Raw genomic sequence first — 22,524 nt, forward strand, 5'->3', positions numbered from 1 at the left:
GGCATTTAAGCACCGTCGCCGAGCGGCTTGGCCCGGCCCGTACGGCGGCGCTGGGCCGCGAAGACGACGGCCGCGCCGACGGCGGCGATCGCACCTGCCGCGCCCATCAGCGCGCCGGCCGGGACCCCGGCACCGGTGGAGGCGAGGGACCCGCCCGCCGCGCCGCCGACAATGCCGCCGCCCGCCGCGCCGGTACCGTCCGAACCGCCCGCGCCAATACCGTCCGAACCGCCCGTGCCGGAAGTGCCCGAACCGCCCGTGCCACCGGGGAGGTTGGCGTTCTCGTCGAACGCGACCGCGAGGGTCAGCCTGTCCAGCTCCGTACCCTCCTGGTACATCCCGCCGAAGGCCTTCGTACCGTCGGCGGTGAGGGTCGCGGGTACGGCGTTCAGCGTGACGACTCCGTCCTTGGCGACCGGACCGGCGGCCGGGATGTCGAGCGTGGCGAGGGTCAGATCCTGGTACGTGGCGACCTTGTGCGTCTCTTGGTCCTTGGTGCTGACATCGGCGACCAGCGTGCCCTTGCCGTCCTCCACCACGACCTGGAGACCGCTCAGCCGGACGTCGAGAACGTACTCGCCGTCCTCGTCCTGGTGGCCGAGGAAGCGGACCGTACCGCCGAAGGACGCCGAGAGGGTCCGCGCGGTCGCGTCGAAGTCGCCCGTGCCCTCGGGGAAGCGGTAGGCCGTGGCGCCCGACTTCGCCGCGCCGTCGGAGAGTTCGACCTTGCCCCGGGCGATCGTGCCGACGACGTACGAGCGGAAGGACTCCTTGACGCCCCAGTCCAGGGTGCCGTCCACGATCGCGCCGTCCTCGGCCCTCGGGGGCGCTGCCGGGGCGGCGGTGGACGGGGCGGTGCTCGGGCTTGTGCTGGACGGGGCGGTGCTCGGGCTTGTGCTGGACGGGGCGGTGGCCGGGCTTGTGGCGGTCGGGCTTGTGGCGGTCGGCGTGGGCCCGGGGGCGGTCACCTCCGAGGTGGGGGCCGTCGTCGGCCCGGGCTCCGTGGACGGCGGCGGGGAGGACGTACCGCCACCCGTCTCGTAGCCGACGGCGAGGGTGGCCTTGTCCAACTCCGTGCCCTCCGCGTACATCCCGTTGAACGCCTTCGCGCCGTCGGCGGTCAGCGTGGCCGGGATGTCCTTGAGGACCATCCTGCCGCCCGTGGTCTGCGGGCGGATCCCCGTCAGATCGATCGCGGCCAACTCGATGTCGTTCTGGGTGGCGCCGTTGAGGGTGACGTCCGCCTCGATGGCGCCGCCCGTCCCCGCCGTGACCAGCCTCACGTCGGCCACCTTGATCTCGAAGCCGTGGGCCTTGGAGGAGAACAGCACGCCGCCGTCGAAGTCCGTGGCCACATCGTGGGTGGCGGGATCGTACGAGCCGGTGCCGTTGGTGAAGGTGAAGGGGCCGTTTCCGGTGGCCTGGGTGGCGCCGTCGGTGGCGGTGATCGTGCCCGCGGCCATGCCGGCCACATACGTGCGGAAGGACTCCTTGAGGCCCCAGTCCAGGGTGCCGTCCTTCAGATCGAGCTTCGGTGCGGCGCCGGGCGCGGCGAGCGGTCGCTGAGGCGCGTCGGCCGGGGCGCCGGACGCGAGCGCCGGGACGGTGAAGGCGGTGGCTCCGAGGGCCGCCGCCGTCGCGATGGCGGCGGTGAGTGCTATGGGGCGGCGGGTTGCTGCCATGGGGGATGTACTCCTTGACGGTGGGACATGGAACGCACGCGCGAACACACGGAATCCGCTCGGAAAAGGGCAGAGTTGTGTGGTGCGGGGTGCGGGGTGCGAGGGGTGATGAAGTGCGGTGATGAAGTGCGGTGATGAGGTGGTGCTATGGCGTGTTGGCGCCGCGGCGCCTGCGGACGGCGACGGCCGTGAAGCCCGTCAGTCCCGCGACGACGAGCGCACCCGCGCCGATCGCCACGTACGTCCCCGCGCCGGCGGACGACGAGGACGACGAGGACGAGGCGGCGTCCGTGGCCGCTCCGGTGGAGGGCGCGGCGGACAGGGAGGCCGGGGCCTCCGGCGCCGCGGAGGGCGACGCGTCACTGCCCAGGTCGGGCAGCGCGGGCAGCGCGGCCTTCTTGTCGACGGCGACCGCCAGCGAGATCGGGTCCATCGCGGTACCGGCCGCGTAGAGGGAGCCGAAGGTCTCGGCGCCCGGTGAGGTGAGCGTCGCGGGAGCCTCGGAGAGCGAGGCGAGACCGTCCTTCGGCGTGAAGTCCTTGGCCTCGAAGGTGACGAGCGGCACGGCTTTACGGGGCGGACTGCCCTCGGCCGCGTCGAAGACATCCGCCGAGAGCGTGCCCTTGCCGTCCTTCACTCGTACGGCGACCTTGCTGAGCGTCAGATCCAGCCGGGTTCCGGTGAACCGGACGCTGCCCGCGAAGGCGGCGTCGAGCGTGCCCTTCCCCGCGTCGTACGTCCCCTTGCCCCGAGGGAAGCGGAACAGCGCGCCGCCGTCCTGGGCGCCGCCGCCCAGGGTCCATTTCCCCTTGGCGACGGGGCCGGTGACGTACTCGCGGTAGGTGCGGCGCACGCCCCAGTCGACGGCCGCGTCCTGGATGGTGTTCTTCGTCTTCTCGCCGTCGCCGGGTCCGGACGCGGACGCGGACGGCGCCGGTGACGTCTTCCCCGGTGTGCCCGCCGCCCGCGTGTCCACGGACAGGCTGACCGGATCGAGCGCTGTTCCGGCGGTGTAGTAGCCCGCGAAGGCCGTGGCGCCCTGTGCGGTGAGCGTCGCCGGGACGCGGGTGAGGACGACGGGGCTGCCGCCGCCCTTCATCGCGATCCCGGAGAGGTCGAGAGTGGCGAGCGGGACCTGAGATGCCGAGGTGACCTTGCCGCCGCCCTTCGGCTTGCTGGTCATGTCCGCGTGGAGTGTGCCGCTGCCGCCGGTGATCCGGACGGTGGGACGGCTGATCGTGAGATCGAGTTCATGGCTGCCGTCGGCCTTGAGATGACCGAGGAACCGGACCCCGCCGGAGAAGCCGGCCCTGAGCGCGCCGGTGTCCGGGTCGTAGGTGCCGGTGGCCGAGTGGAACCGGAACTGGCTGCCCACCGTGGCCGCACCCCCGTTCAGCGCCCAACTGCCCTGCGCGATAGGCCCGGTGACATAGCCGAGGAAAGACGACTTGATGCCCCAGTCGAGCCGGCCGCCCTGCACCGTACGGTCGGCGGCCCCCGCACCCGCGGTCGGCAGCAGGGCCATCGGCAGCGCCATGAGCAGCGCGACGACGAAGGCGCGCACGGATCTGAAGGACGGCATCGAAGTCACTCCCACGTCTGACGAGCAGGGACGGCGGACCCGGACGTGGAACAGCCCCGGGCCTGACAAGCAAGGTAAGGCTAACCTAAGCTATCTCCAACCTGTGCTGGAACCCCTCCCCACGGGGGCCCCGGCCGAACCACTCGACAGCTCACCCACTCGACAACTCACCCGCTCGACAGCCCGACAACCCAACAACCCGACAGCCCGACTCGACAGAACGACTCGACAGAACGAACAGGATGGTGCGCTCGGTGCGCAGATCACGCCTCACGGGCGCCTTTCTCTCCGTCATCGCCCTCGCCCTCGCGCTGACCGGCTGCGGTTCCAGCGGCGGAGGCGGCGGCGGTACGGATACGACCGACGCGAAGCGGAACCCGACGCCCGCAGCCGCCGCCGACCGGCTGGAGCCACTGGCCGCCGCGCCCACGCCCCGGCTGCCTGTCACCGTCAACTCCGCCGACGGCAGGAAGGTCACGGTCGCCTCGGCCGACCGGATCGTGCCGCTGACCGGCTCGCTGAGCGAGATCGTCTTCACACTCGGCCTCGGCGAGCGGGTCGTCGCCCGCGACATCACCGCCACCTTCGAACAGGCCGCGAAACTGCCGGTGGTGACCAGGGCGCACGATGTCTCGGCGGAGGGCGTGCTGTCGCTCGGGCCGACGCTCGTCCTCGCCGACTCCACCACGGGACCCGCCGAGGCCATCGGCCAGATCCGGGACGCGGGCGTTCCGCTGGTCGTCGTCGACCCGGCGAAGAGCCTCGCCGATGTCGGGACGCGAATCGACGCGGTGGCCGGCGCGCTGGGTGTGCCGGCGGCGGGCGCCGAGCTGAGGAAGCGTACGGAGGAACGGATCGACGCCGTACGCGACGGGATCCCGACGGACGAGCAGGGCACGCGGGGCAGCGGGAGGGACGGCGGCAAGGACAGTGGGAAAGACAGCGGGAAGGACGGCGGGAAGGACAGCGGAAAGGACGGAGGGAAGGACGCAGGGAAGGACGGCGGGAAGCCGCGCGTGGCCTTCCTCTATCTGCGCGGCTCGGCCTCCGTCTATCTGCTCGGCGGCCGTGAGTCCGGGGCGAGTTCACTGCTGGAGGCGGCCGGCGCGGTCGACGCGGGCAAGGAGTCGGGGCTGACCGGGGACTTCACCGCGATCACGAGCGAGGCACTGGCGAAGGCCGCGCCCGACGCGATCCTCGTCATGACCAAGGGGCTCGACTCGGTGGGCGGGGTGGACGGCCTGGTGAGGATCCCCGGGATCGCCGAGACACCGGCGGGCATGGACCGCAGGGTCATCGCGATCGACGACGGAGTGCTGCTGAACTACGGCCCGCGCACCGACGAAGTGCTGCGGTCGATCGTCAAGCAGCTGTACGCGGACGGGAAGTGACGTGATGTCGGCGTTCACCGCGATCGCGCGTCGGCGACTGCCCGGGAGCACCACCCTGCTGACCGGCGGACTGCTCGGTGCGCTCGTCGTCCTCTGTCTGCTCTCGGCCGGGATCGGCGCGTACCACATCCCTCTCGGGGATGTCCTCGCCTCCGTACAGCACAGGACCGGGCTCGGCGGCTCGGCGCTCGACCGGGTCGGCGAGAGCGTGCTGTGGAACGTACGGCTGCCCCGCGTCGTCCTCGCGCTCCTCGTCGGCGCCTCGCTCGGCTGCGCGGGCGCCCTGACGCAGGGCGTGTTCGGCAATCCGCTCGCCGAACCCGGTGTCATCGGCATCTCGTCGGGCGCGGCGGTCGGCGCGGTCGCCTCCATCGCGCTGGGGCTGAGTTTCTTCGGCGACTGGACGGTGACGGTCAGCGCGTTCGTCGCCGGGCTCGCGACGGTCCTGCTGGTGTACGCGCTGTCGCGCTCCGGCGGCCGTACGGAAGTGGTCACGCTCATTCTCACCGGCATCGCGGTGAACGCGTTCGCGGGGGCGCTGATCGGACTCTTCGTCTTCTTCGCGGACAACGCGCAGATCACCCAGATCACCTTCTGGCAGCTCGGTTCGCTGGCCCAGGCGACCTGGCCCAAGGTGCTCGCGGTGCTGCCGTGCGCGCTGGCGGGTCTGGCCCTGGCGCCCTTCTACGCGCGGCGGCTGGACCTTCTCGCCCTCGGTGAACGGTCGGCCCGTCATCTGGGGGTGGATGTGGAGCGGCTCCGTAGGGTGCTGGTGCTGGTCGTCGCGCTGCTCACGGCGGCGGCGGTCGCGGTGGCCGGGATCATCACGTTCGTGGGTCTGCTGGTGCCGCATCTGCTGCGGATGGCGAACGGCCCGGGACATCGCTTCCTGGTCCCGGGCAGCGCGCTCGGCGGCGCGCTGGTCCTCGTCACGGGCGATCTGGCGGCCCGTACGGTCGCGGCCCCCGCGGAACTCCCCCTGGGCGTACTGACCGCGCTCTTCGGCAGCCCGTTCTTCTTCTGGTTGCTGCGCAGGACTCGTCGCAAGCAAGGTGGTTGGGCATGAGCGTCCGCGGTCTGTTCGCCGCGCGCGGGCGCGCGCTGCCCGCGCCCGCTGCCCCCGGCACTCCCCTCGCCGAGGTCCGCGGCCTCCATGTCCGGCTCGGACAGCGCGAGGTGCTTCGCGAGGTCGGCCTCGGTGTCCGCGCCGGTGAGGTGCTGGCGCTCGTGGGGCCCAACGGGGCCGGGAAGTCGACCCTGCTCGCCGCGCTCGCGGCCGATCTGCGGCCCGACCGCGGCGAGGTACGGATCGCCGGGCGCCCCGCGCACGACTGGTCCGCGCGCGAACTCGCCCTGCGCCGCGCCGTACTCCCCCAGGCGGCCGTGCTCTCGTTCCCTTTCCCGGTGGCGGAGGTGGTACGGATGGGCCGGGCGCCCTGGGCCGGGACGGCGCGGGAGGACGAGGACGAGGCCGCCGTCGCCGGGGCGATGGCGGCCACCGAGACCACCGAGTTCGCCGCGCGCCCCTTCTCCGCGCTCTCCGGCGGCGAGCGGGCGCGCGTCGCGCTCGCCCGTGTCCTCGCCCAGCGCGCCCCGCTTCTCCTCCTCGACGAGCCGACCGCCGCGCTCGATCTGCGCCATCAGGAACTGGTCCTGCGGGTCTGCCGGGAGCGGGCGGCGGCGGGCGACGCCGTCGTGGTCGTCCTGCACGATCTGGGGCTCGCCGCCGCCCACGCGGACCGTGCCGCCGTACTGCACGACGGAGCCGTCGCCGCCGTGGGACCGCCCATCGAGATCTTCCGCGGCCACCTGCTGAGCCGGGTCTACCGCCAGCCCGTCGAGGTCTTCCCGCATCCACGGACCGGCGTTCCGCTGGTGGTCCCCGAGCGCGCTTCTTGACCCGCGCTTGACCCGGCCTTGGGGTGCCCCGGGGACTGCTGTGACCTGCTCGTATCCGGGGGAAGCAGTGAGAGGCGAATCACTGCGCGAGAGGTCACGGCACAGGTAAGCCTCAGTTAAGTTAGGGCCGCCTCACTTCCGTACTCCGACGTCTGTACCCCAGCCGTTCTCCGGCGTCTGTACCCCTGCCGTACTCCGGCGTCTGTACCTCAGCCGTCCTCCCGCCCTTCTTATGGAGCCCGCATGCGACCTGTCCGTCTCTCCGTCGTCACCGCCACCGCGGCGGTGGCCGCCTTGACCGCCGTGACGGGCTGCGCCGAGAAGAGCGACGCGCAGGCCGGTGACGGTGCCGTCCGGGTCACCGCGGCGGACGACTCCTGCGAGGTGTCGGAGAAGGAGTTCCCGGCCGGCCATGTGGAGCTGGCCGTCGAGAACAAGGGCACCAAGGTCACCGAGGTCTATCTGCTCTTCCCCGACGACCGGATCGTCACCGAGCGCGAGAACATCGGCCCCGGTACGAAGGCCAGGATCACCGCCGAGGTGAAGGCCGGTTCGTACGAGATCGCGTGCAAGCCAGGGATGAAGGGCGACGGCATCCGGCAGAAGGTCACGGTGACCGGCACAACCGCCGCCGCCGAGCGCAGCCCGGAGATGGACGCCGCGGTCGCCGCGTACCGCGAGTACGTGCAGACGCAGGCCGACGAGACGCTGCCGAAGGTCAAGGTCTTCACCGACGCCGTGCGCGCCGGTGATCTCGAAGCGGCGAAGAAGGCGTACGCGCCCTCCCGTATCGGCTGGGAGCGCACCGAGCCGGTCGCCGAGTCCTTCGGCGACATCGACCCGAAGGTCGACGTGCGCGCCGACGGTCTGGAGACCGGCCAGAAGTGGACGGGCTGGCACCGGCTGGAGAAGGAACTCTGGCAGGACAAGAAGCTCGGCCCCGACGCCAAGGCGCTCGCGGACACGCTGGACAAGGACCTCGCCGACTGGCAGAAGCGGGTCGGCAGGGCCGAGATCACCCCGACCTCGATGGCCAACGGCGCCAAGGAACTCCTCGACGAGGTCGCGGCGGGCAAGGTCACCGGCGAGGAGGAGCTCTACAGCCACACCGACCTGGTCGACTTCAAAGGCAATGTCGAGGGCGCGCAGCACGCGTACGAGCTGCTCAAGCCGGTCGCCTCGAAGAACGACCCGACGCTGGTGACGGAGCTGGACAAGCGGTTCGCCGCGCTGAACAAGCTGCTCGACACCTACCGCGAGGGCGCGGACGCGTACACCTTCGTCTCGTACGAGAAGGTCGGCAAGGCGGAGCGCAAGGAGCTCTCGGACGGTGTGAACGCACTGGCCGAGCCGCTTTCCAAGCTCGCCGCCGCCGTCGTCAAGTAGGTATGCGCGCCATGCCCTCCGACGACACCACACCGGACGGAAAGCACCACGCGGAGGCACCGTCCCCGCCGTCCCGCCGCGCGCTGCTCGGCTGGGGCGGTGCCGGGCTCGCGCTCGGCGCCGCCGCGGCCGGTGGCGCCGTGGCCGCGGTGGCGGACGGTGGCACCGCCGCGCCCGCCGCCGAGTCCGGCGCGGCCGTCCCCTTCCACGGCCGCCACCAGGCCGGGATCGCCACCGACGTCCAGGACCGGCTGCACTTCGCCGCGTTCGACGTGACGACCGAGGACCGCGCGGAGCTGGTCCGGCTGCTCAAGGACTGGACCCGCGCCGCCGAGCGCATGACGGCCGGGCACGCGGTCGGCGAGGGCGCGTACGGCGGTCTCCCCGAGGCCCCGCCCGACGACACCGGCGAAGCTCTCGGCCTCAAGCCGTCCCGGCTCACCCTCACCGTCGGCTTCGGTCCCGGCCTCTTCGCCAACGACCGGTTCGGGCTGGCCGGGCGGCGCCCGGCCGCGCTTGTCGAGCTGCCGAAGTTCCCCGGTGACAACCTCGATCCGGCGCGCGGCGGCGGCGATCTGTGTGTCCAGGCGTGCGCGGACGATCCGCAGGTCGCCGTGCACGCCATCCGCAATCTGGCCAGGATCGGCTTCGGGAAGGTCGCGGTGCGCTGGTCGCAGCTCGGCTTCGGCAAGACGTCGTCGACCACGCCGGGCGCCCAGACCCCCCGTAATCTCTTCGGCTTCAAGGACGGCACCAGCAATATCGCGGGCACGGACACCGCCGCCCTCGACAAGCACGTCTGGGTGTCGGACGCGGACGGCCCCGGCTGGCTGGCGGGCGGCTCGTATCTGGTGGCCCGCCGGATCTCGATGCGGATCGAGACCTGGGACCGTACCTCCCTCCAGGAGCAGGAGGACGTCTTCGGCCGGGACAAGGGCGAGGGCGCGGCGGTCGGCAAGGCGCGCGAGCACGACAAGCCCAATCTGAAGGCGATGCTGCCGACCTCGCACGTACGGCTGGCGCATCCGGACTCCCACCACGGGGCGCGGATGCTGCGCCGCGGCTACTCCTTCACGGACGGTACGGACGGCCTCGGCCGCCTCGACGCGGGGCTGTTCTTCCTGGCGTACCAGCGCGACGTACGGGACGCGTTCATCCCCGTACAGCGGTCCCTGGCGCGCTCCGACGCGCTCAACGAATACATCCAGCACGTGGGTTCAGCGGTCTTCGCGATCCCGCCGGGCGTCCGGGACAGGGACGACTGGTGGGGCCGGGCCCTGATCGCCTGATATCGGAATTCGGAATTCGGAATATCGGAAAGGGAGTTCCGACGTGTTCGGAAACTATCTGATCGGTCTGCGCGAGGGCCTTGAGGCCAGTCTCGTGGTCTGCATCCTGGTCGCGTATCTCGTCAAGACGGAGCGGCGCGACGCGTTGCGCCCCATCTGGATCGGGATCGGGGTCGCGGTCGCCCTCGCGCTCGGCTTCGGCTTCGGGCTCGAATTCGGCTCGCAGGAGCTGACGTTCGAGGCGAAGGAGGCGCTCGGCGGCTCGCTGTCGGTCCTCGCGGTGGCGCTGGTGACCTGGATGGTCTTCTGGATGCGGCGTACGGCGCGGCATCTGAGGGCGGAGCTGCACGGCCGGCTGGACGCGGCGCTCCAGATGGGTACGGGCGCGCTGGTCGCGACGGCGTTCCTGGCCGTGGGCCGGGAGGGTCTTGAGACCGCGCTGTTCGTCTGGGCGTCGGTACGGGCCTCCTCGGACGGCAGCCACGCACCCCTGATCGGTGTGCTGCTCGGCATCGCGAGCGCGGTGGTGCTCGGCTGGCTCTTCTACCGGGGCGCGCTGCGCATCAATCTGGCCAAGTTCTTCACCTGGACCGGCGGGATGCTGGTGATCGTCGCGGCGGGTGTGCTCGCGTACGGCGTCCACGACCTCCAGGAGGCACGCTTCCTGGGCGGCCTGTCCAGCAAGGCGTTCGACATCAGCACGACCATCCCGCCGGACAGCTGGTACGGCACGCTGCTCAAGGGCGTCTTCAACTTCCAGCCGGACCCGACGGTCCTTCAAGTCATCGTCTGGTGCCTGTATCTGGTCCCGACGCTCGCGCTGTTCCTGGCGCCGGTAGGGTTGGGCCCGGTCAGTCGGGGTCGAGGAGCAGAGAAGGCCGATGAGCAGGCGGGGAAGGCCGATTCGGGCAGCGGCGGTGCTCGCGACGGCGACGGTGCTGTCGCTGACGGCGAGCGGGTGCGTGACGGTGCACGGGGAGCTGGCGGTACTGCCGACGGCCGACCGGAGTGAGGCCGCGCGGGCGCTGAAGGATTTCACCGACGCGTACAACGCGGCGGACAAGGCGTACGATCCGGCGCTCGACGCGGGCCGGGTGACCGGCGCGCTGGGCGCGATCAACCAAGCCGGTCTCAAGGCGGCCGGCATCATGAACCCGGATGGCAATCCGCGGCATCAGCCGCTGGAGCTGACCGACGCGACGTTCACGATCCCCAAGAAGGCGGGCTGGCCGCGCTGGTTCGTCGCGAACACCGACAGCAACCGCGACGCGGACGACGGTGGCCCCCAGGACACGCGCTGGCTGCTGGTCTTCGTGCGCAACGGCCCCGAAGAGCGGTGGAAGGTGCCGTATCTGACGATCATGGCCACGAGCGAGGTCCCGGATTTCGCGACCGACAAGGACGGCTGGGGCGAACCGGCGGCGCCGGACAGCGAGGCGCTGGCGGTGGCGCCGGGGAAGCTGAGCGAGGCGTATGTCTCGTATCTGCGCGACGGTGCGGGGAAGACCTTCATGGACGGGCCGCACACGAACGGATGGCGGGAGGCCCGCGAGAAGAACGCGCGGCTGCCCGGTCTGGTCACGCAGTATGTCGACCAGCCGCTGAACGAGGGCGACTTCGCCCCGCTGGGGCTGCGGACGAAGGACGGCGGCGCGCTGGTCTTCTTCGCGACGCGGTACTTCGAGCGGCAGACGGGCGCCAAGGGTGTCAAGCCGGTGGTGAAGCCTGATGTCAAGGCGCTGTTGACGGGCGACATACGGAACACGCTCACCAAGGAGTGGGTGTCCAGCCAGGTGGCGCTGGTCCCGCGCGCGGGAGCGGACACGCCGACGGTGTGGGTGGCGAGCCGGCTTCAGGGGGTCACGGGCGCGAAGGGATCGTAGGGCCGCGAAGGGATCGTGGATACCGCGACGAGGTCGTGGGCACTTCGTGGGCTCGCACGTACATCAAGCTCGCAGGCTCGTACGTACAACGTGGGCTCGTAGGTACTTTCGTACGCGCTGTGACGCGGGTCCCGACTGTCCGGCCCGGGCCGGACAGGGCCGCCTCGTGTCAGCGGCCCAGCGGCCAGGCCACCGCGTGCGGGTCCAGTTCGCCGTTCTCCCCCGCGTATCGCGCACACGCGTCGGTCAGGCTCTCCAGCAGCGTCAGCGGATCAGGCAGCGGGTGCTCGGGGCCGCGCAGCCAGCGCACCGACAGTTCGCCGGGCAACTGGGCCGGGGGCACGAGCACATAGCTGCCCCGGCAGTGCCAGCGCAGCCCCGGGTGCTCGTCCATCGTCTCGGGGTGGCAGTCCAGCTCACAGGGCCACCACTCGTCCTCGTCCTCGGGGGTGCCCCGGGTCGCGGTGAAGAAGAGCATCCGGTCGCCGCCGGAGTCCGCCACGGGACCGACGTCGATGCCCTGTTCGAGCAGCCGCTCCAGCGCCCGGCTGCCCGCTTCCAGCGGCACGTCGAGTACGTCGTGGATCATGCCCGTCGCGGTGATGAAGTTGGCCTCGGGCTGGTTGCGCGCCCATCGCTCGATCTGCGCGCGATCGGTCGTGGACTGGGTCTGCCAGGCGAAGGAGAGGGGGTGTCTGGCCGGGGTGGGACAGCCGATCCGTTCACAGGAACATCGGTAGCCGACGGGGTGCGCGGCGGGCGAGACGGGCATACCGGCCTGCGCGACAGCGAGCAGCAGCGCCTCGCGGCCGGCCACGTCCTCGTCGAACGCGGAACCGCCGGCGCTCTTCTTGGGGCGCCTGCGCAGCCACTGGGGAATCCTGCTCTCCGTGCCGCGGTAGCGGCCGAAATCGTCGCCCATCTATCCCCTCACACCTCATGCTCGTCCCTGCGGACACTCCCCATCGTCCCACTATCCTGCTCCCCGGGTGGCCGGGAGCCCCCACCGGGGTACGGGGAGCCACCCGTCACCACGGGGTGAATTGCCGCTTGTGCGGTGGTATGCCGCCCCGTACGGGGTCTCCGGAAGCGATGGGATTCACCACACCCGCCCCGTATGCATCGACGCGCCCCCGCGCGCCCCCCGGCGCCCGGACGTCTCCACGCGCGGGCACCGCACGCCGGCACTCAGTGCCGCACGGGCGGCCTCGGGGCCAGTCCGCGCACCGCGTACTCGACGATCGTGTCCGCGTACGCGTGCGTCAGCGGAAGCGTCCGCAGCAGCCAGCGATGGGCGACGGGGCCGACCAGCAGCTCCAGGGCGATACGGGGATCGAGGTCCTGCCGTACCTCCCCGGCGTCCTGGGCGGCGCGCAGCCGCTTCACATAGAGCTGAAGCTGCGGTTCGAGCATCTTCCTGGCGAATTCGGCACCGAGCTCGGCGTTGACGATCCCCTCGGCGGCGAGGGCGCGGGAGGGCACCTCGTACTTCGGGTCGTTCATCTCGTCGACGGTGGCGCGCAGGACCAGCTTGAGATCCGCCTCCAGATCGCCGGTGTCGGGAATCTCGCGGATGCCCTCGCCGCCGTCCGCCGCCTGCGCCGCCTGATCGCCGAGGTCGAGGAAGGCCTCCAGCAGTACGGCGCCCTTGGAGGGCCACCAGCGGTAGATCGTCTGCTTGCCGACCCCGGCGCGGGCCGCGATGCCCTCGATCGTCGTCCTGCCGTAGCCGACCTCGCTCACCAGGGCGAGGGCCGCGTCATAGATCGCCCGGCGCGAGCGTTCACTGCGCCGGGTGGAGTCGGGTGCCCTGCTGTCAGCCATGGCCTCAATCTACAACCGGGGAGGCGGGACGTATCGTCTCGTACGGCCGGGGCGGCGCGCGGGGAACCACCCGAACGGTTGACAGCGCGCGGGCCCGACGGAGCGGACCATGGCTTTCACGCGCACACGTGCACACACCCACACGCACACACGCAGACGCAGACGCACACGCACACGCACACGCACATCGAGCCTCTCTCCCCCACACACCACGTGCGCCCACAGCTCGTGAGGAGCCCCCATTGCCTCGTGACGCCTCCCCCCGCCGCTATCTCATGTGCCCGCCGCGCCACTTCGCGGTGACGTACTCGATCAACCCCTGGATGAACCCCTCGAAGCCGGTGGACCTGCCGCTGGCCCTGGCCCAGTGGGAGGACCTGCGCGACCGCTACACGGCGCTCGGCCACAGCGTCTCGCTGCTGGACCCCGACCCCGGCCTGCCGGACATGGTCTACGCCGCGAACGGCGCCACGGTCATCGACGGCCGCGTGCTCGGCGCCCGCTTCGCCCATCAGGAGCGGCACGGCGAGGCGCAGGCGCATCTGAACTGGTTCCGTGCCCATGGCTACAGCGACATCCGTGAGCCGGTGCACATCAACGAGGGCGAGGGCGATTTCGCCGTCACCTCCACCTATCTGCTGGCCGGGCGCGGCTTCCGGTCCAGCCCGCTCTCGCACGACGAGGCGCAGGAGTTCTTCGGCCGGCCGGTGATCGGCCTGGATCTGGTCGACCCGCGCTATTACCACCTGGACACGGCCCTGTGTGTACTGGATGAGGCGGCCGACGAGATCATGTACTACCCCGACGCCTTCTCCCCCGGCAGCCGGACCGTACTCGCCCGGCTCTTCCCCGACGCGCTCACCGCCGCCGAGCCGGACGCGGCGGCGCTCGGGCTGAACGCGGTGAGCGACGGCCGTCATGTGCTGCTGCCGCAGAGCGCCGCCGGGCTCTTCGCCCCGCTGCGCGACCGGGGGTTCGAACCGCTCGGTATCGACCTCGGGGAACTGCTCAAGGGCGGTGGCAGCGTGAAGTGCTGTACGCAGGAGCTACGCGGCTGAGGTGCCCCCGGCGGCCGGCGGGTCGTCTGCGATCGGCGGGTCACCGGCGGCCGGAGGGTCACCGGGCGGCGGACGGGTCACACCGGGCGGCGGACGGGTCACCGGGCGGCGGGCGGGTCACCGGCGGCCGGTGGCGAGAAGTTCGGCGGCAACGAGTAGGGTCCCGGGAGATGTTGGGATGACGGGGGCGGGGAGCGGATGCGGCGCTGGATCAAGGTGTCGGTGGCGGCTGCGGTGGTCCTGGGCGTGGGCGGATATGTCGCCGCGCCCTACGCACAGGACTGGAGGCTGGCCCGGAACGCCTGCGGCGGGGCGCTGCCCCAGGACTCGGTGGAACGGCTCACACCGGAGGACTCGCGGCTGAAGTCCGAGGAGGCCCGGCAGATCGACGAGCTCGGCTCCTACTGGTGCCGCCTCACCCTTGAGGGCGACGAGGGGCGGGACAAGCGGTTCGTCGAGATGGCGGCGTACACCCGGCGGGAGGACCAGGACCGGGAGTTCATGGCGCTCTTCCCGAAGTCGGGTTTCTCCGCGCAGGCTCCACTGCCCGAGGGGCTGCCCGGGTTCGTCGGCCAGTACGGCACCATCCAGCTCCTGCTGGACTGCCCGGATCTCGGCAAGGACGACGAGGGCAGACAGCGCAAGCTGCTGGTGAACACCTGGCTGGGCCGGGACGTCAACACCGGGGTCCCGGGAGCGGCGTACCGTACGGCCGTCGCGCTCGCCAACTCGGCTTCGGAAAGACTGGGGTGTGGCGCGAAGCCCCTTGAGGCCCCGAAGACGGACATCGCACTGCCCGACCCGGAGAAAGCTCCGAAGACGGTGCCGTTGTCGGACGCGAAGGACACGGCCTGCGGGTGGGTGACCGGGGCCGGGCTGTCCGAGAGCGCGCAGTGGCGGGTCGCGGTGGCCGCGAACCACTCGGCACCGACGGGGCGGTGCGACCTGTATTCCAGGGACGAGGAGTCCGGGAAGCAGACGTCACGGATGGTCTTCGTCTCCTGGTACGGCGACTGGAGCAACCGGCTGACGGCGGAGAACGACCGATACGAGCGTCTTTCCATGACGGCCACCGCCCGCTGCGACGGCGAGGCGGCCAACTACGCCCTCGACGCGTCCGACGACATTCCGGGGGTCGACAAGGCCGCGCGGCAAGGGATGCCAAGCGGTTCGCGGAGGACGAGGTGGGTCGGCGTGGCTGCTCAGACCTGCGCTTCTCCTTCTGATCCCGGCCCTTCTACATCCGCCTTCTTGTCTCCGTCAGTACCTCAGCCACAGGGCGCGGACATACGCGTCGTCCATCAACTGCTTCATGGCACTGGCACGTTGGGCGGGTACACTCCGGTCCTCCGCCCAGCCGTCCACCACCGTGAACAGCTGGCGCCGTCCGTCCATCAGGTCACCGCGCACCGGCCCGGAGACCGGCCGGCGGGCGATGTCGCCCATCGGCGGCCGGGTGTCCAACCGCTCCGACGCGGGACGGAAAGCGCCCCGGGTGTGGGAACGCACGGACGCGTCGAAGGCGGCGAGATCGGGGATCGTCCCGTCCCTGGCGTAGCGGGCGCGGTATTTCATGAGGTCACCGACGCGGTCCGCCAGATCCTCAAGATCGTTGTCGGGCCAGGTCGTGGCGTCCGAGGAGCCTTCGCGCTTGTCGGGCGAGGCGCGGAAGGCGGGGTCGCCGCCCCGGTCGGTCAGCCGCTCCAGGTAGTACGCGAGATAGGCACGCTCGGCGTCGTAGAGGATCGCGAACGCCTCCGGGTCCTTGGCGAGTTCGGCGACCAGGCTCTCCACGTCGGCGTCCGCGCCCGCGAGATCGTCGGCGTACTCGAACGTGGCGTGCGCTTCACCGGGGGCGAGGAAGCGGCCGAGCCACACATACCCTCTCCCGTCGGGCCGGACCTCCTCGGGAGCCGCCGCGGGGCCGATCGCGTCGTCGTCCCTGCCGAGACTCCCGGCACGCCCCGCGTCCACGACATACTCGGCCATCATCCGGGCCACGGCCGGGGCGAGCCCCGCGGGGAGTTCACTGCCGTGGAGGGCGGCGACCACCGCGTAGGCGCTACCGGCCTGCGCCACGGTGTGCGGCTTACCGGGCCCCGCGGAACGCGTCGCCCCGTCCACAACACGGCCCAGCACACGGGCCCCGTCGCCGCACACCTTCTCGTGCGCCAGCAACTCCCGCGCGGCGGCGAGCCGGGTGACATCGCCTCCGACGTCGAGGGCCTCGGTCGCGGCCGCCGGTTCGTCGGCGAGGGCCCGCGCCGAGGCGGGCAGCCGCCAACAGGGCTCGTCGTCACCGGAGTCGGCGACGGCCCACGGAATCACCACCGCCCCGGCGAGCACCACCGCGGTCACCCCCAGGGCGAGCGTGCGATGCTTCCTCAGCCGACGCGACAGCCGCCCGCTCCCACCGTCGCTGTCACCGCCGCCGTCGCTGCCACTGACGCTGTCGCTGCCACTGACGCTGTCGCTGCCGCTTCCCCCGTTACGCATTCGGGCAGACTAGCGACCGTCGGCGCCCGGACCCCCGGCAGGTCCTTGCTCCCACCGGAGGAACGCCCCAGTTCCCCCGACGGCCTCCCGGCCGGCCTGCGAGGCCCGGGACGGCGCTCCGAGCCAGGGTCGACAACCAACCGCCGGTGACCGTGGCTGCCTTGCTCGCGGGAACGCGCCCGTGACAGCCTCTCGCATGTGCGTGGAAACGGGGATGAGACAACAGGGCCCGACCGCCCGTCGAGACTGACCGAGTTGGTCGACTGGCACGACGCGGAGCGTCCGGCCGCGCGTCCTAGGACCACTGCCGAGAAAGCGCCCCGGCCGTCGCCCGACCCGACGCCACCGGATCAACTGACGATCGCGAGGCGTCAGTTCGCGATGTTGCTGGGCGAATTCCGACGCACGGCGGTGTTGGTGCCGTTCGACGCGTACGGGAGCCTGTGGACCGCCGAGCAGAACGGTGTGCGGTGGATCTGCGCGTTCTCGGACGAGGAGGCGCTGGCCAGGTTCGCGCGGGCGCAGGGTGACGCGCGGCGTGAGTGGACGTACCGCACCATCCTCGGTGCGCGGCTGCTGGATGTGATGGTGCCGATGCTGCCGGGTCCGGCGGGTGTGGCACTGGACGCGGGCAGCGAAGGGGGCATGTTGTTCCCGCCGGTCGTGGGCATTGTGCCGGAGTCGGTCGCGGTTGATCTCGGGGGGACGGAATGACCGGTGACAATTCTGACCTGCGGGCGTCTGCTTCGGCGCTCGCGGACATCGCGAAGGGCATCAACCTGGCGCATGCCGAGTTGAAGGAGCTCGGGATGATCGGCGAGGCGTCGACGGGGCGGGGGTTCTCGGATCTGTCGCTGTCCGGGCTGGAGTTGGGGCACGGCGGGCTGACGTCGGAGTTCGAGACGTTCTGTGATCGCTGGGAGTGGGGAGTTCGGGCTCTGACGCTGCGCGGGAACGATTTCGCCCGGGGCGTGGGGTTGTCGGCCGGTGCGTTCGCCGAGCAGGAGCAGTACGTCAAGGACTCGATCAAGATCGGGGTGAACTCGCTGAACGGAAACCCGCACCTCAGCGAGGACGAGGTCAAGAACCTCGGCTGGAGCGAGATCAGCGAGCAGAGCGCGTACGACAACCCGGACTTCAGCGCCGAGTCGTTCTCCGAGGCGCACGCGGAGGTGAAGCAGACGTGGAAGGACACGGCGTACGACGTGGAGGACGCGATGCTCGACTCGCTGGAACGCACCGGAACGATGGACCCAGAGGTACGTGACGTCCTGGACGAGCAGCTCAAAGAGACTCTCGATCCCTCCGCGGAGGCGGTCACGCAGGCTGAAGAGCCGCGCTGGGGAGAGAGCCGCTGATGGTGGACTGGGGCGGGCTCGCCGACAACGTCATCGACGGCGTCGGCAAGGGGATCGACAAGGGCAAGGAGATCGTCGGCGAGGGGGTCGACTGGACCACGGACCGGGTCGGTGAGGGCCTGGACAAGGCGGGCGCGCACGACTGGGCGGATGCCGTCGAGGACTGGGGGGACGAGACCGCCTCCTCGCTCGGCGCGCAGGTCGGTGAGCAGCAGCTCGGCCAGACCGAGGAGGCCGACGAGCTGATCCACGGCAGGCCGGAGAAGATCGCCGCGACGGTGAAGAACCTGCGGGACTTCCAGAAGGCGTTCGATCTCGTCGGCGGCGGGATGAAGAAGCTCGACTCCGGTCACTGGAAGGGCGAGGGCGCCGACGCGTTCCGGGAGAAGTTCCAGACGCTGCCCACGGACTGGCTGCGCGCCGCCGACGCCTTCGAGGACGCGGCCAAGGCACTGGAAACATACTCCACGTCGGTCACCGGCGCGCAGGGCAAGGCCCGCGAGGCGATCGCCCTGTACAAGGAGGGCAACGAGACCTCCAAGACGGCGGCGGACGAGTTCAACAAGAAAGTCGACGCGTACAACGCGGCCCGCGACGGCGAGGCCCCTCTTCCCCATCCCGGGAAGTTCACCGACCCGGGCGCGGCCAAGCGTCAGCGTGCGCGGGAGATCCTGAACGACGCCAGGCGCGCCCGCAATGAGGCCGCCGAGACCGCGAAGGGGGCGATCACCGCGGCGATGGCGCATGCCCCAAAGGAGCCCACTGGTCGCGAGCGGGCAAAGCTGGAGCTCATGGACTGGGGCCTGGGCCAGGGCGTGGAGCTGGCCCACTTCGGTGGCGGCGTCGTCAAGGGCACCGCGGGCCTGGTCAACTTCGTCCGCTCGGTGAACCCGATGGACCCGTACAACCTGACCCACCCCGCCGAGTACTACAAGGGCGTCAACATGACGCTCGCCGGCCTCGCCTCCACCGTCGCCAACCCGGACCGCGCGCTGAAGAACGCCTGGGAGTCGGCGAAGGGCGACCCGTCCGAATTCCTCGGGCGCCTCGTCCCGGAACTGATCGGCACCAAAGGCACCGGGGTTCTGAGAGGCGGTCTGCGGGCCGGGATGAAGGACCTTGCCGAGGGCCCGAAGGGCGGGAACCGGCACGGGTACGACAAAAACCCTGACAACGGCGGCAAGAAGTGCGGCGAGACGAAGTGCAGCGGGGACCCGGTCGATGTCGCGACCGGACGCATGCTCCTGCCTCAGACAGACATAGCGCTGCCGGGCTCCATGCCCCTGGTGTTCCAGCGCACCTTCGACTCCTCGCGTCGCGCGGGCCGTTGGTTCGGTCCGACCTGGTCGAGCACGGTCGACCAGCGGCTGGAGATCGACGCGGAAGGTGTGGTGTTCAGCTGTGACGAGGGCAGCCTGCTCGCGTATCCGCATCCCGCGCCCGGCGTCCCCGTCCTCCCCACACACGGCAGGCGATGGCCCCTGGACCGAGTGGACGACGGCTACACCATCTCCGACCCGGAAACCGGGCGGGTCCTGCATTTCGTCGACCACAGCGATGAGTTGGCTCTCCTGGTTCAGACGGACGACCGTAACGGCCGTTGGATCTCCTTCGAGTACGACGAGGACGGCGCCCCGACCTCGATCTCGCATCACGGCGGTTACCACCTGAAGCTCACCACGAGCGAGGGAAGAGTCACCGCCCTTCACCTGGCGGGCGCGGCCCCGGACGGCACCGACCAGGAAATCCGCCGCTACGGCTACACAGACGGCCATCTCACCGAGGTCACCGACTCCTCCGGACGGCCCCTTCACTTCGGCTGCGACGAGTTGGGCCGCATCACGTCGTGGACCGACACCAACGGCAGCCACTACGACTACGTCTACGACGACCTCGACCGATGCGTCTACCAGTCGGGCTCGAACGGACACGTCGAATCCCGTTTCACATGGGACGACACCGACCCGGACACCGGCCTGCGCATGACGTCCATCACCGACGGCCTGGGCCACACCAAGAGGTTCGTGATCAACGACCGGGCCCAGGTCGTCACCGAGATCGACGCGCTGGGCGCGGTCACCCGCTTCGCATACGACCGCTTCAACCGCCTGCTGTCGCGGTCCGACGCGCTCGGCGGGACGAGTACGTCTCAGTACGACGAGAACGGCAACCTGGTCTCGTTCACCCGGCCGGACGGCCGGACGGCATCAGTGACGTACAACGCGCTCAACCTGCCGACGGCCTTCCGCGCCACGGACGGCACCACCCACCGCCAGAGCTTCGACGAACACGGCAACCGCGTGTCGGCCACCGCCCCGTCCGGCGCCACCACGCACTACGTCTATGACGCGGCGGGCCACCTCGCCTCGGTGACGGACGCGCTCGGCCACACCACCCACGTACGGTGCGACCGGGCCGGACTCATCGCCGAGGTCATCGACCCGCTCGGAGCGGTCACCCGCTACGGGCGCGACGCCTTCGGTCGTACAGTCGCCGTGACCGACCCACTCGGGGCAACCACACATCTGGAATGGACTCCGGAGGGACGACTCGCCCGCCGCATCGAGGCAGACGGGACGGCACAGTCCTGGACGTACGACGGCGAGGGCAACTGCACCGGCAACACCGACGCCATGGGCGCCGAATCCCGTTTCGAGTACGGCGACTTCGACCTCATGACGGCTCGCACCGGCCCGGACGGCGCCCGCTACGAATTCAAGCACGATACGAATCTCCGCCTCATCCGTGTCACCAACCCCCAGGGCCTGAGCTGGGACTACGCCTACGACCCGGCGGGCCGCCTCACATCGGAGACGGACTTCGACGGCCGGACCCTCACCTACACCCATGACGCCACGGGTGCGCTGCTGACCCGTACGAACGGCCTCGGCCAGTCGATCACCTATCAGCGCGATGTACTGGGCCGGATCGCGGCCAAGGACGCCGACGGCGCGATCACCACCTATGAGTACGACTTCACCGACGCTCTCGCCCGGGCCGTCGGTCGCGACGCCACGCTCACGCTGCTCCGTGACCGTTACGGACGCCTCAAGTCCGAGACGGTCGCCGACCGCACCGTGTCCTATACCTACGACATCCTGGGCCGCCGTATCGGACGCACCACCCCCGCCGGCACCACCAGCACCTGGAGGTACGACGCGGCGGGGCGACGCTCCGCCCTCACGGCCTCGGGCCGCACCCTCGTCTTCGAACATGACGCGGCGGGCCAGGAGCTGGCACGCCACCTGGGCTCCGCCTTCACCCTCACTCATGCCTGGGACACGGCCGGGCAGCTCACCGCCCAAGCCGTGCGCGGCCGTGACGCGGACCTTCTCCAGCTCCGCGCCTACACCTACCGAGCGGACGGCAACCTCACCGGCATCGACGACCAACTCTCCGGCAGTCGCCGCTTCGACCTGGACCCGGCAGGACGTGTCACCGCCGTCCACGCGACGAACTGGACCGAGACCTACGCCTACGACGAAGCCGGCAACCAGACCACCGCCTCGTGGCCGGACCGGCATCCCCGCAGTGAGGCGCGGGGAGAGCGCACCTACACCGGCACCCGCATCACTCGCGCGGGCGACATGCGCTACGAACACGACGCCCAGGGCCGCATCACCCTCCGCCAGAAGATCCGCCTCTCCCGCAAGCCGGACACCTGGCGCTACAGCTGGGACGCAGAGGACCGTCTCATCTCCGTCACCACCCCCGACGGCACGCGCTGGCGCTACCTCTACGACCCGCTCGGCCGGCGCACCGCCAAACAGCGACTCGCCGCCGACGGCGCCACGGTCGAGGAGCGGGTGGACTTCACCTGGGACGGCGCCACCCTCTGCGAACAGACCACGCGATCCGATGAACTGCCGCACTCGGTCACTCTCACCTGGCACCACAACGGGCTGCACCCCCTCGCCCAGACCGAACGCATCACCCCGGCCGACGCCCCTCAGAAAGAAATCGACGAACGCTTCTTCGCCATCGTCACCGATCTAGTCGGCACTCCCACGGAACTCGTAGACGAGACCGGCTCCCTCGCCTGGCACACCCGCACCACCCTTTGGGGCACCACCACCTGGGCAACGAACAGCACGGCCTACACGCCACTCCGCTTCCCGGGCCAGTACTTCGACCCCGAAACCGGCCTCCACTACAACCACTTCCGCCACTACGACCCCGAAACCGCCCGCTACCTCACCCAAGACCCCCTCGGCCTCGAACCGGCCCCCAACCCGGCGACGTACGTCCACAATCCCCATACCTGGTCCGACCCCCTCGGCCTGGGCCCTTGCCCGCCACGCATCAAGGATGGCGGATGGGATTTGCGGCAGAGCAATCCACTGGATGTGGTCCCATCTGATGCGACGGTCCGTCACCTCACACCAGATCCGAATGGAGGAGCCCAGAAGGGAGTGGAATATAAATGGACTGACCCTGAAACAGGAAATGTTGTCCGCATGCGCGTCCACGATGCCGACGGGAAAGCTCCTGCGGGATCGAATGCAGCTAATGGCGATGTCTACAGAATATCCATCGGCGGAAGGTATCAAGACGTTTCAGGGAATCTCTATCATCGACAATCGCACAACCCCAACAGCCCTCACTACAATCCGAGTGGCGCGAACGATACACACATACCATGGCCAAGCCAGTACCCTCTCCCCTACTAACCCCAA

At 70.4% G+C, this 22,524-nt stretch carries 16 protein-coding genes and 1 pseudogene; 11 read left to right on the forward strand and 6 right to left on the reverse strand.

From position 1 onward, the window contains the following. Positions 1-5: 5 nt before the first annotated feature. Together ABTZ59_RS00080 and ABTZ59_RS00085 are read right to left on the reverse strand one after the other, a co-directional pair. Positions 6-1,682 (reverse strand): HtaA domain-containing protein, encoded by a 1,677-nt coding sequence (locus ABTZ59_RS00080; RefSeq protein ID WP_351386839.1) that lies wholly within the window; start codon positions 1,680-1,682, stop codon positions 6-8. 145 nt (positions 1,683-1,827) lie between these two features. Beyond that, positions 1,828-3,264 (reverse strand): HtaA domain-containing protein, encoded by a 1,437-nt coding sequence (locus tag ABTZ59_RS00085; protein WP_351386844.1) that lies wholly within the window; start codon positions 3,262-3,264, stop codon positions 1,828-1,830. Positions 3,265-3,506: 242 nt separating this feature from the next. Between ABTZ59_RS00085 and ABTZ59_RS00090 the strand changes: the two genes are divergently transcribed. From ABTZ59_RS00090 to ABTZ59_RS00120, 7 genes are all read left to right on the forward strand, one after another. After that, positions 3,507-4,655, forward strand: a complete 1,149-nt coding sequence (locus tag ABTZ59_RS00090; RefSeq protein WP_503001605.1) for a heme/hemin ABC transporter substrate-binding protein — start codon at positions 3,507-3,509, stop codon at positions 4,653-4,655. A 4-nt stretch (positions 4,656-4,659) separates the two neighbouring features. Then, positions 4,660-5,721 (forward strand): FecCD family ABC transporter permease, encoded by a 1,062-nt coding sequence (locus ABTZ59_RS00095; protein ID WP_351386859.1) that lies wholly within the window; start codon positions 4,660-4,662, stop codon positions 5,719-5,721. Continuing rightward, positions 5,718-6,554 carry a heme ABC transporter ATP-binding protein gene (locus ABTZ59_RS00100; protein ID WP_351386865.1) on the forward strand — a complete coding sequence of 279 codons (837 nt, stop codon included), beginning with the start codon at positions 5,718-5,720 and terminating at the stop codon, positions 6,552-6,554. Before ABTZ59_RS00095 ends, ABTZ59_RS00100 begins: the two co-directional genes overlap by 4 nt. Before the next feature lie 243 nt (positions 6,555-6,797). Then, positions 6,798-7,940 (forward strand): iron uptake system protein EfeO, encoded by a 1,143-nt coding sequence (efeO, locus tag ABTZ59_RS00105; protein ID WP_351386875.1) that lies wholly within the window; start codon positions 6,798-6,800, stop codon positions 7,938-7,940. Between the two features lie 11 nt (positions 7,941-7,951). Further along, on the forward strand, positions 7,952-9,229 hold the full coding sequence (efeB, locus tag ABTZ59_RS00110; RefSeq protein ID WP_351386886.1) for an iron uptake transporter deferrochelatase/peroxidase subunit: 1,278 nt from the start codon (positions 7,952-7,954) through the stop codon (positions 9,227-9,229). Positions 9,230-9,272: 43 nt separating this feature from the next. Next, entirely contained in the window at positions 9,273-10,241 is a 969-nt protein-coding gene (gene efeU / locus ABTZ59_RS00115; protein ID WP_351386897.1) for an iron uptake transporter permease EfeU, read from the forward strand. After that, positions 10,165-11,112, forward strand: a complete 948-nt coding sequence (locus tag ABTZ59_RS00120; RefSeq protein ID WP_503001814.1) for an SCO2278 family lipoprotein — start codon at positions 10,165-10,167, stop codon at positions 11,110-11,112. The genes efeU and ABTZ59_RS00120 overlap by 77 nt, the downstream gene beginning before the upstream one ends. Positions 11,113-11,281: 169 nt before the next feature. On the opposite strand, the gene ABTZ59_RS00125 is transcribed toward ABTZ59_RS00120, so the two are convergent. Together ABTZ59_RS00125 and ABTZ59_RS00130 are read right to left on the reverse strand one after the other, a co-directional pair. Continuing rightward, positions 11,282-12,034, reverse strand: a complete 753-nt coding sequence (locus ABTZ59_RS00125) for a bifunctional DNA primase/polymerase (RefSeq protein WP_351386902.1) — start codon at positions 12,032-12,034, stop codon at positions 11,282-11,284. A gap of 266 nt (positions 12,035-12,300) precedes the next feature. Then, complete coding sequence (locus ABTZ59_RS00130) at positions 12,301-12,936, reverse strand: TetR/AcrR family transcriptional regulator (RefSeq protein WP_351386911.1); 636 nt, start codon at positions 12,934-12,936, stop codon at positions 12,301-12,303. Positions 12,937-13,151: 215 nt separating this feature from the next. Here ABTZ59_RS00130 and ddaH point away from each other — a divergent pair. Continuing rightward, positions 13,152-13,994: pseudogene (gene ddaH, locus ABTZ59_RS00135) on the forward strand (dimethylargininase); the annotation flags it as partial. A gap of 401 nt (positions 13,995-14,395) precedes the next feature. On the opposite strand, the gene ABTZ59_RS00140 reads toward ddaH, so the two are convergent. Continuing rightward, complete coding sequence (locus tag ABTZ59_RS00140) at positions 14,396-15,058, reverse strand: hypothetical protein (RefSeq protein WP_351386915.1); 663 nt, start codon at positions 15,056-15,058, stop codon at positions 14,396-14,398. 196 nt (positions 15,059-15,254) lie between these two features. Next, positions 15,255-16,490: a hypothetical protein gene (locus ABTZ59_RS00145; RefSeq protein WP_351386918.1), complete on the reverse strand. Its 1,236-nt coding sequence runs from the start codon at positions 16,488-16,490 to the stop codon at positions 15,255-15,257. A 255-nt stretch (positions 16,491-16,745) separates the two neighbouring features. Between ABTZ59_RS00145 and ABTZ59_RS00150 the strand changes: the two genes are divergently transcribed. From ABTZ59_RS00150 to ABTZ59_RS00160, 3 genes are read left to right on the forward strand one after another with little or no spacing between them, the layout of a single operon-like run. Then, a complete protein-coding gene (locus tag ABTZ59_RS00150; protein WP_503001614.1) occupies positions 16,746-17,204 on the forward strand; it encodes an SseB family protein in 459 nt (152 codons plus the stop codon). Then, positions 17,201-17,848, forward strand: a complete 648-nt coding sequence (locus ABTZ59_RS00155; RefSeq protein ID WP_351386927.1) for a hypothetical protein — start codon at positions 17,201-17,203, stop codon at positions 17,846-17,848. Before ABTZ59_RS00150 ends, ABTZ59_RS00155 begins: the two co-directional genes overlap by 4 nt. Continuing rightward, entirely contained in the window at positions 17,848-22,518 is a 4,671-nt protein-coding gene (locus ABTZ59_RS00160) for a putative T7SS-secreted protein (protein WP_351386933.1), read from the forward strand. Before ABTZ59_RS00155 ends, ABTZ59_RS00160 begins: the two co-directional genes overlap by 1 nt. Positions 22,519-22,524 lie beyond the last annotated feature (6 nt).

This window comes from Streptomyces sp. NPDC094034 (assembly GCF_040303865.1).
GTDB lineage: Bacteria > Actinomycetota > Actinomycetes > Streptomycetales > Streptomycetaceae > Streptomyces.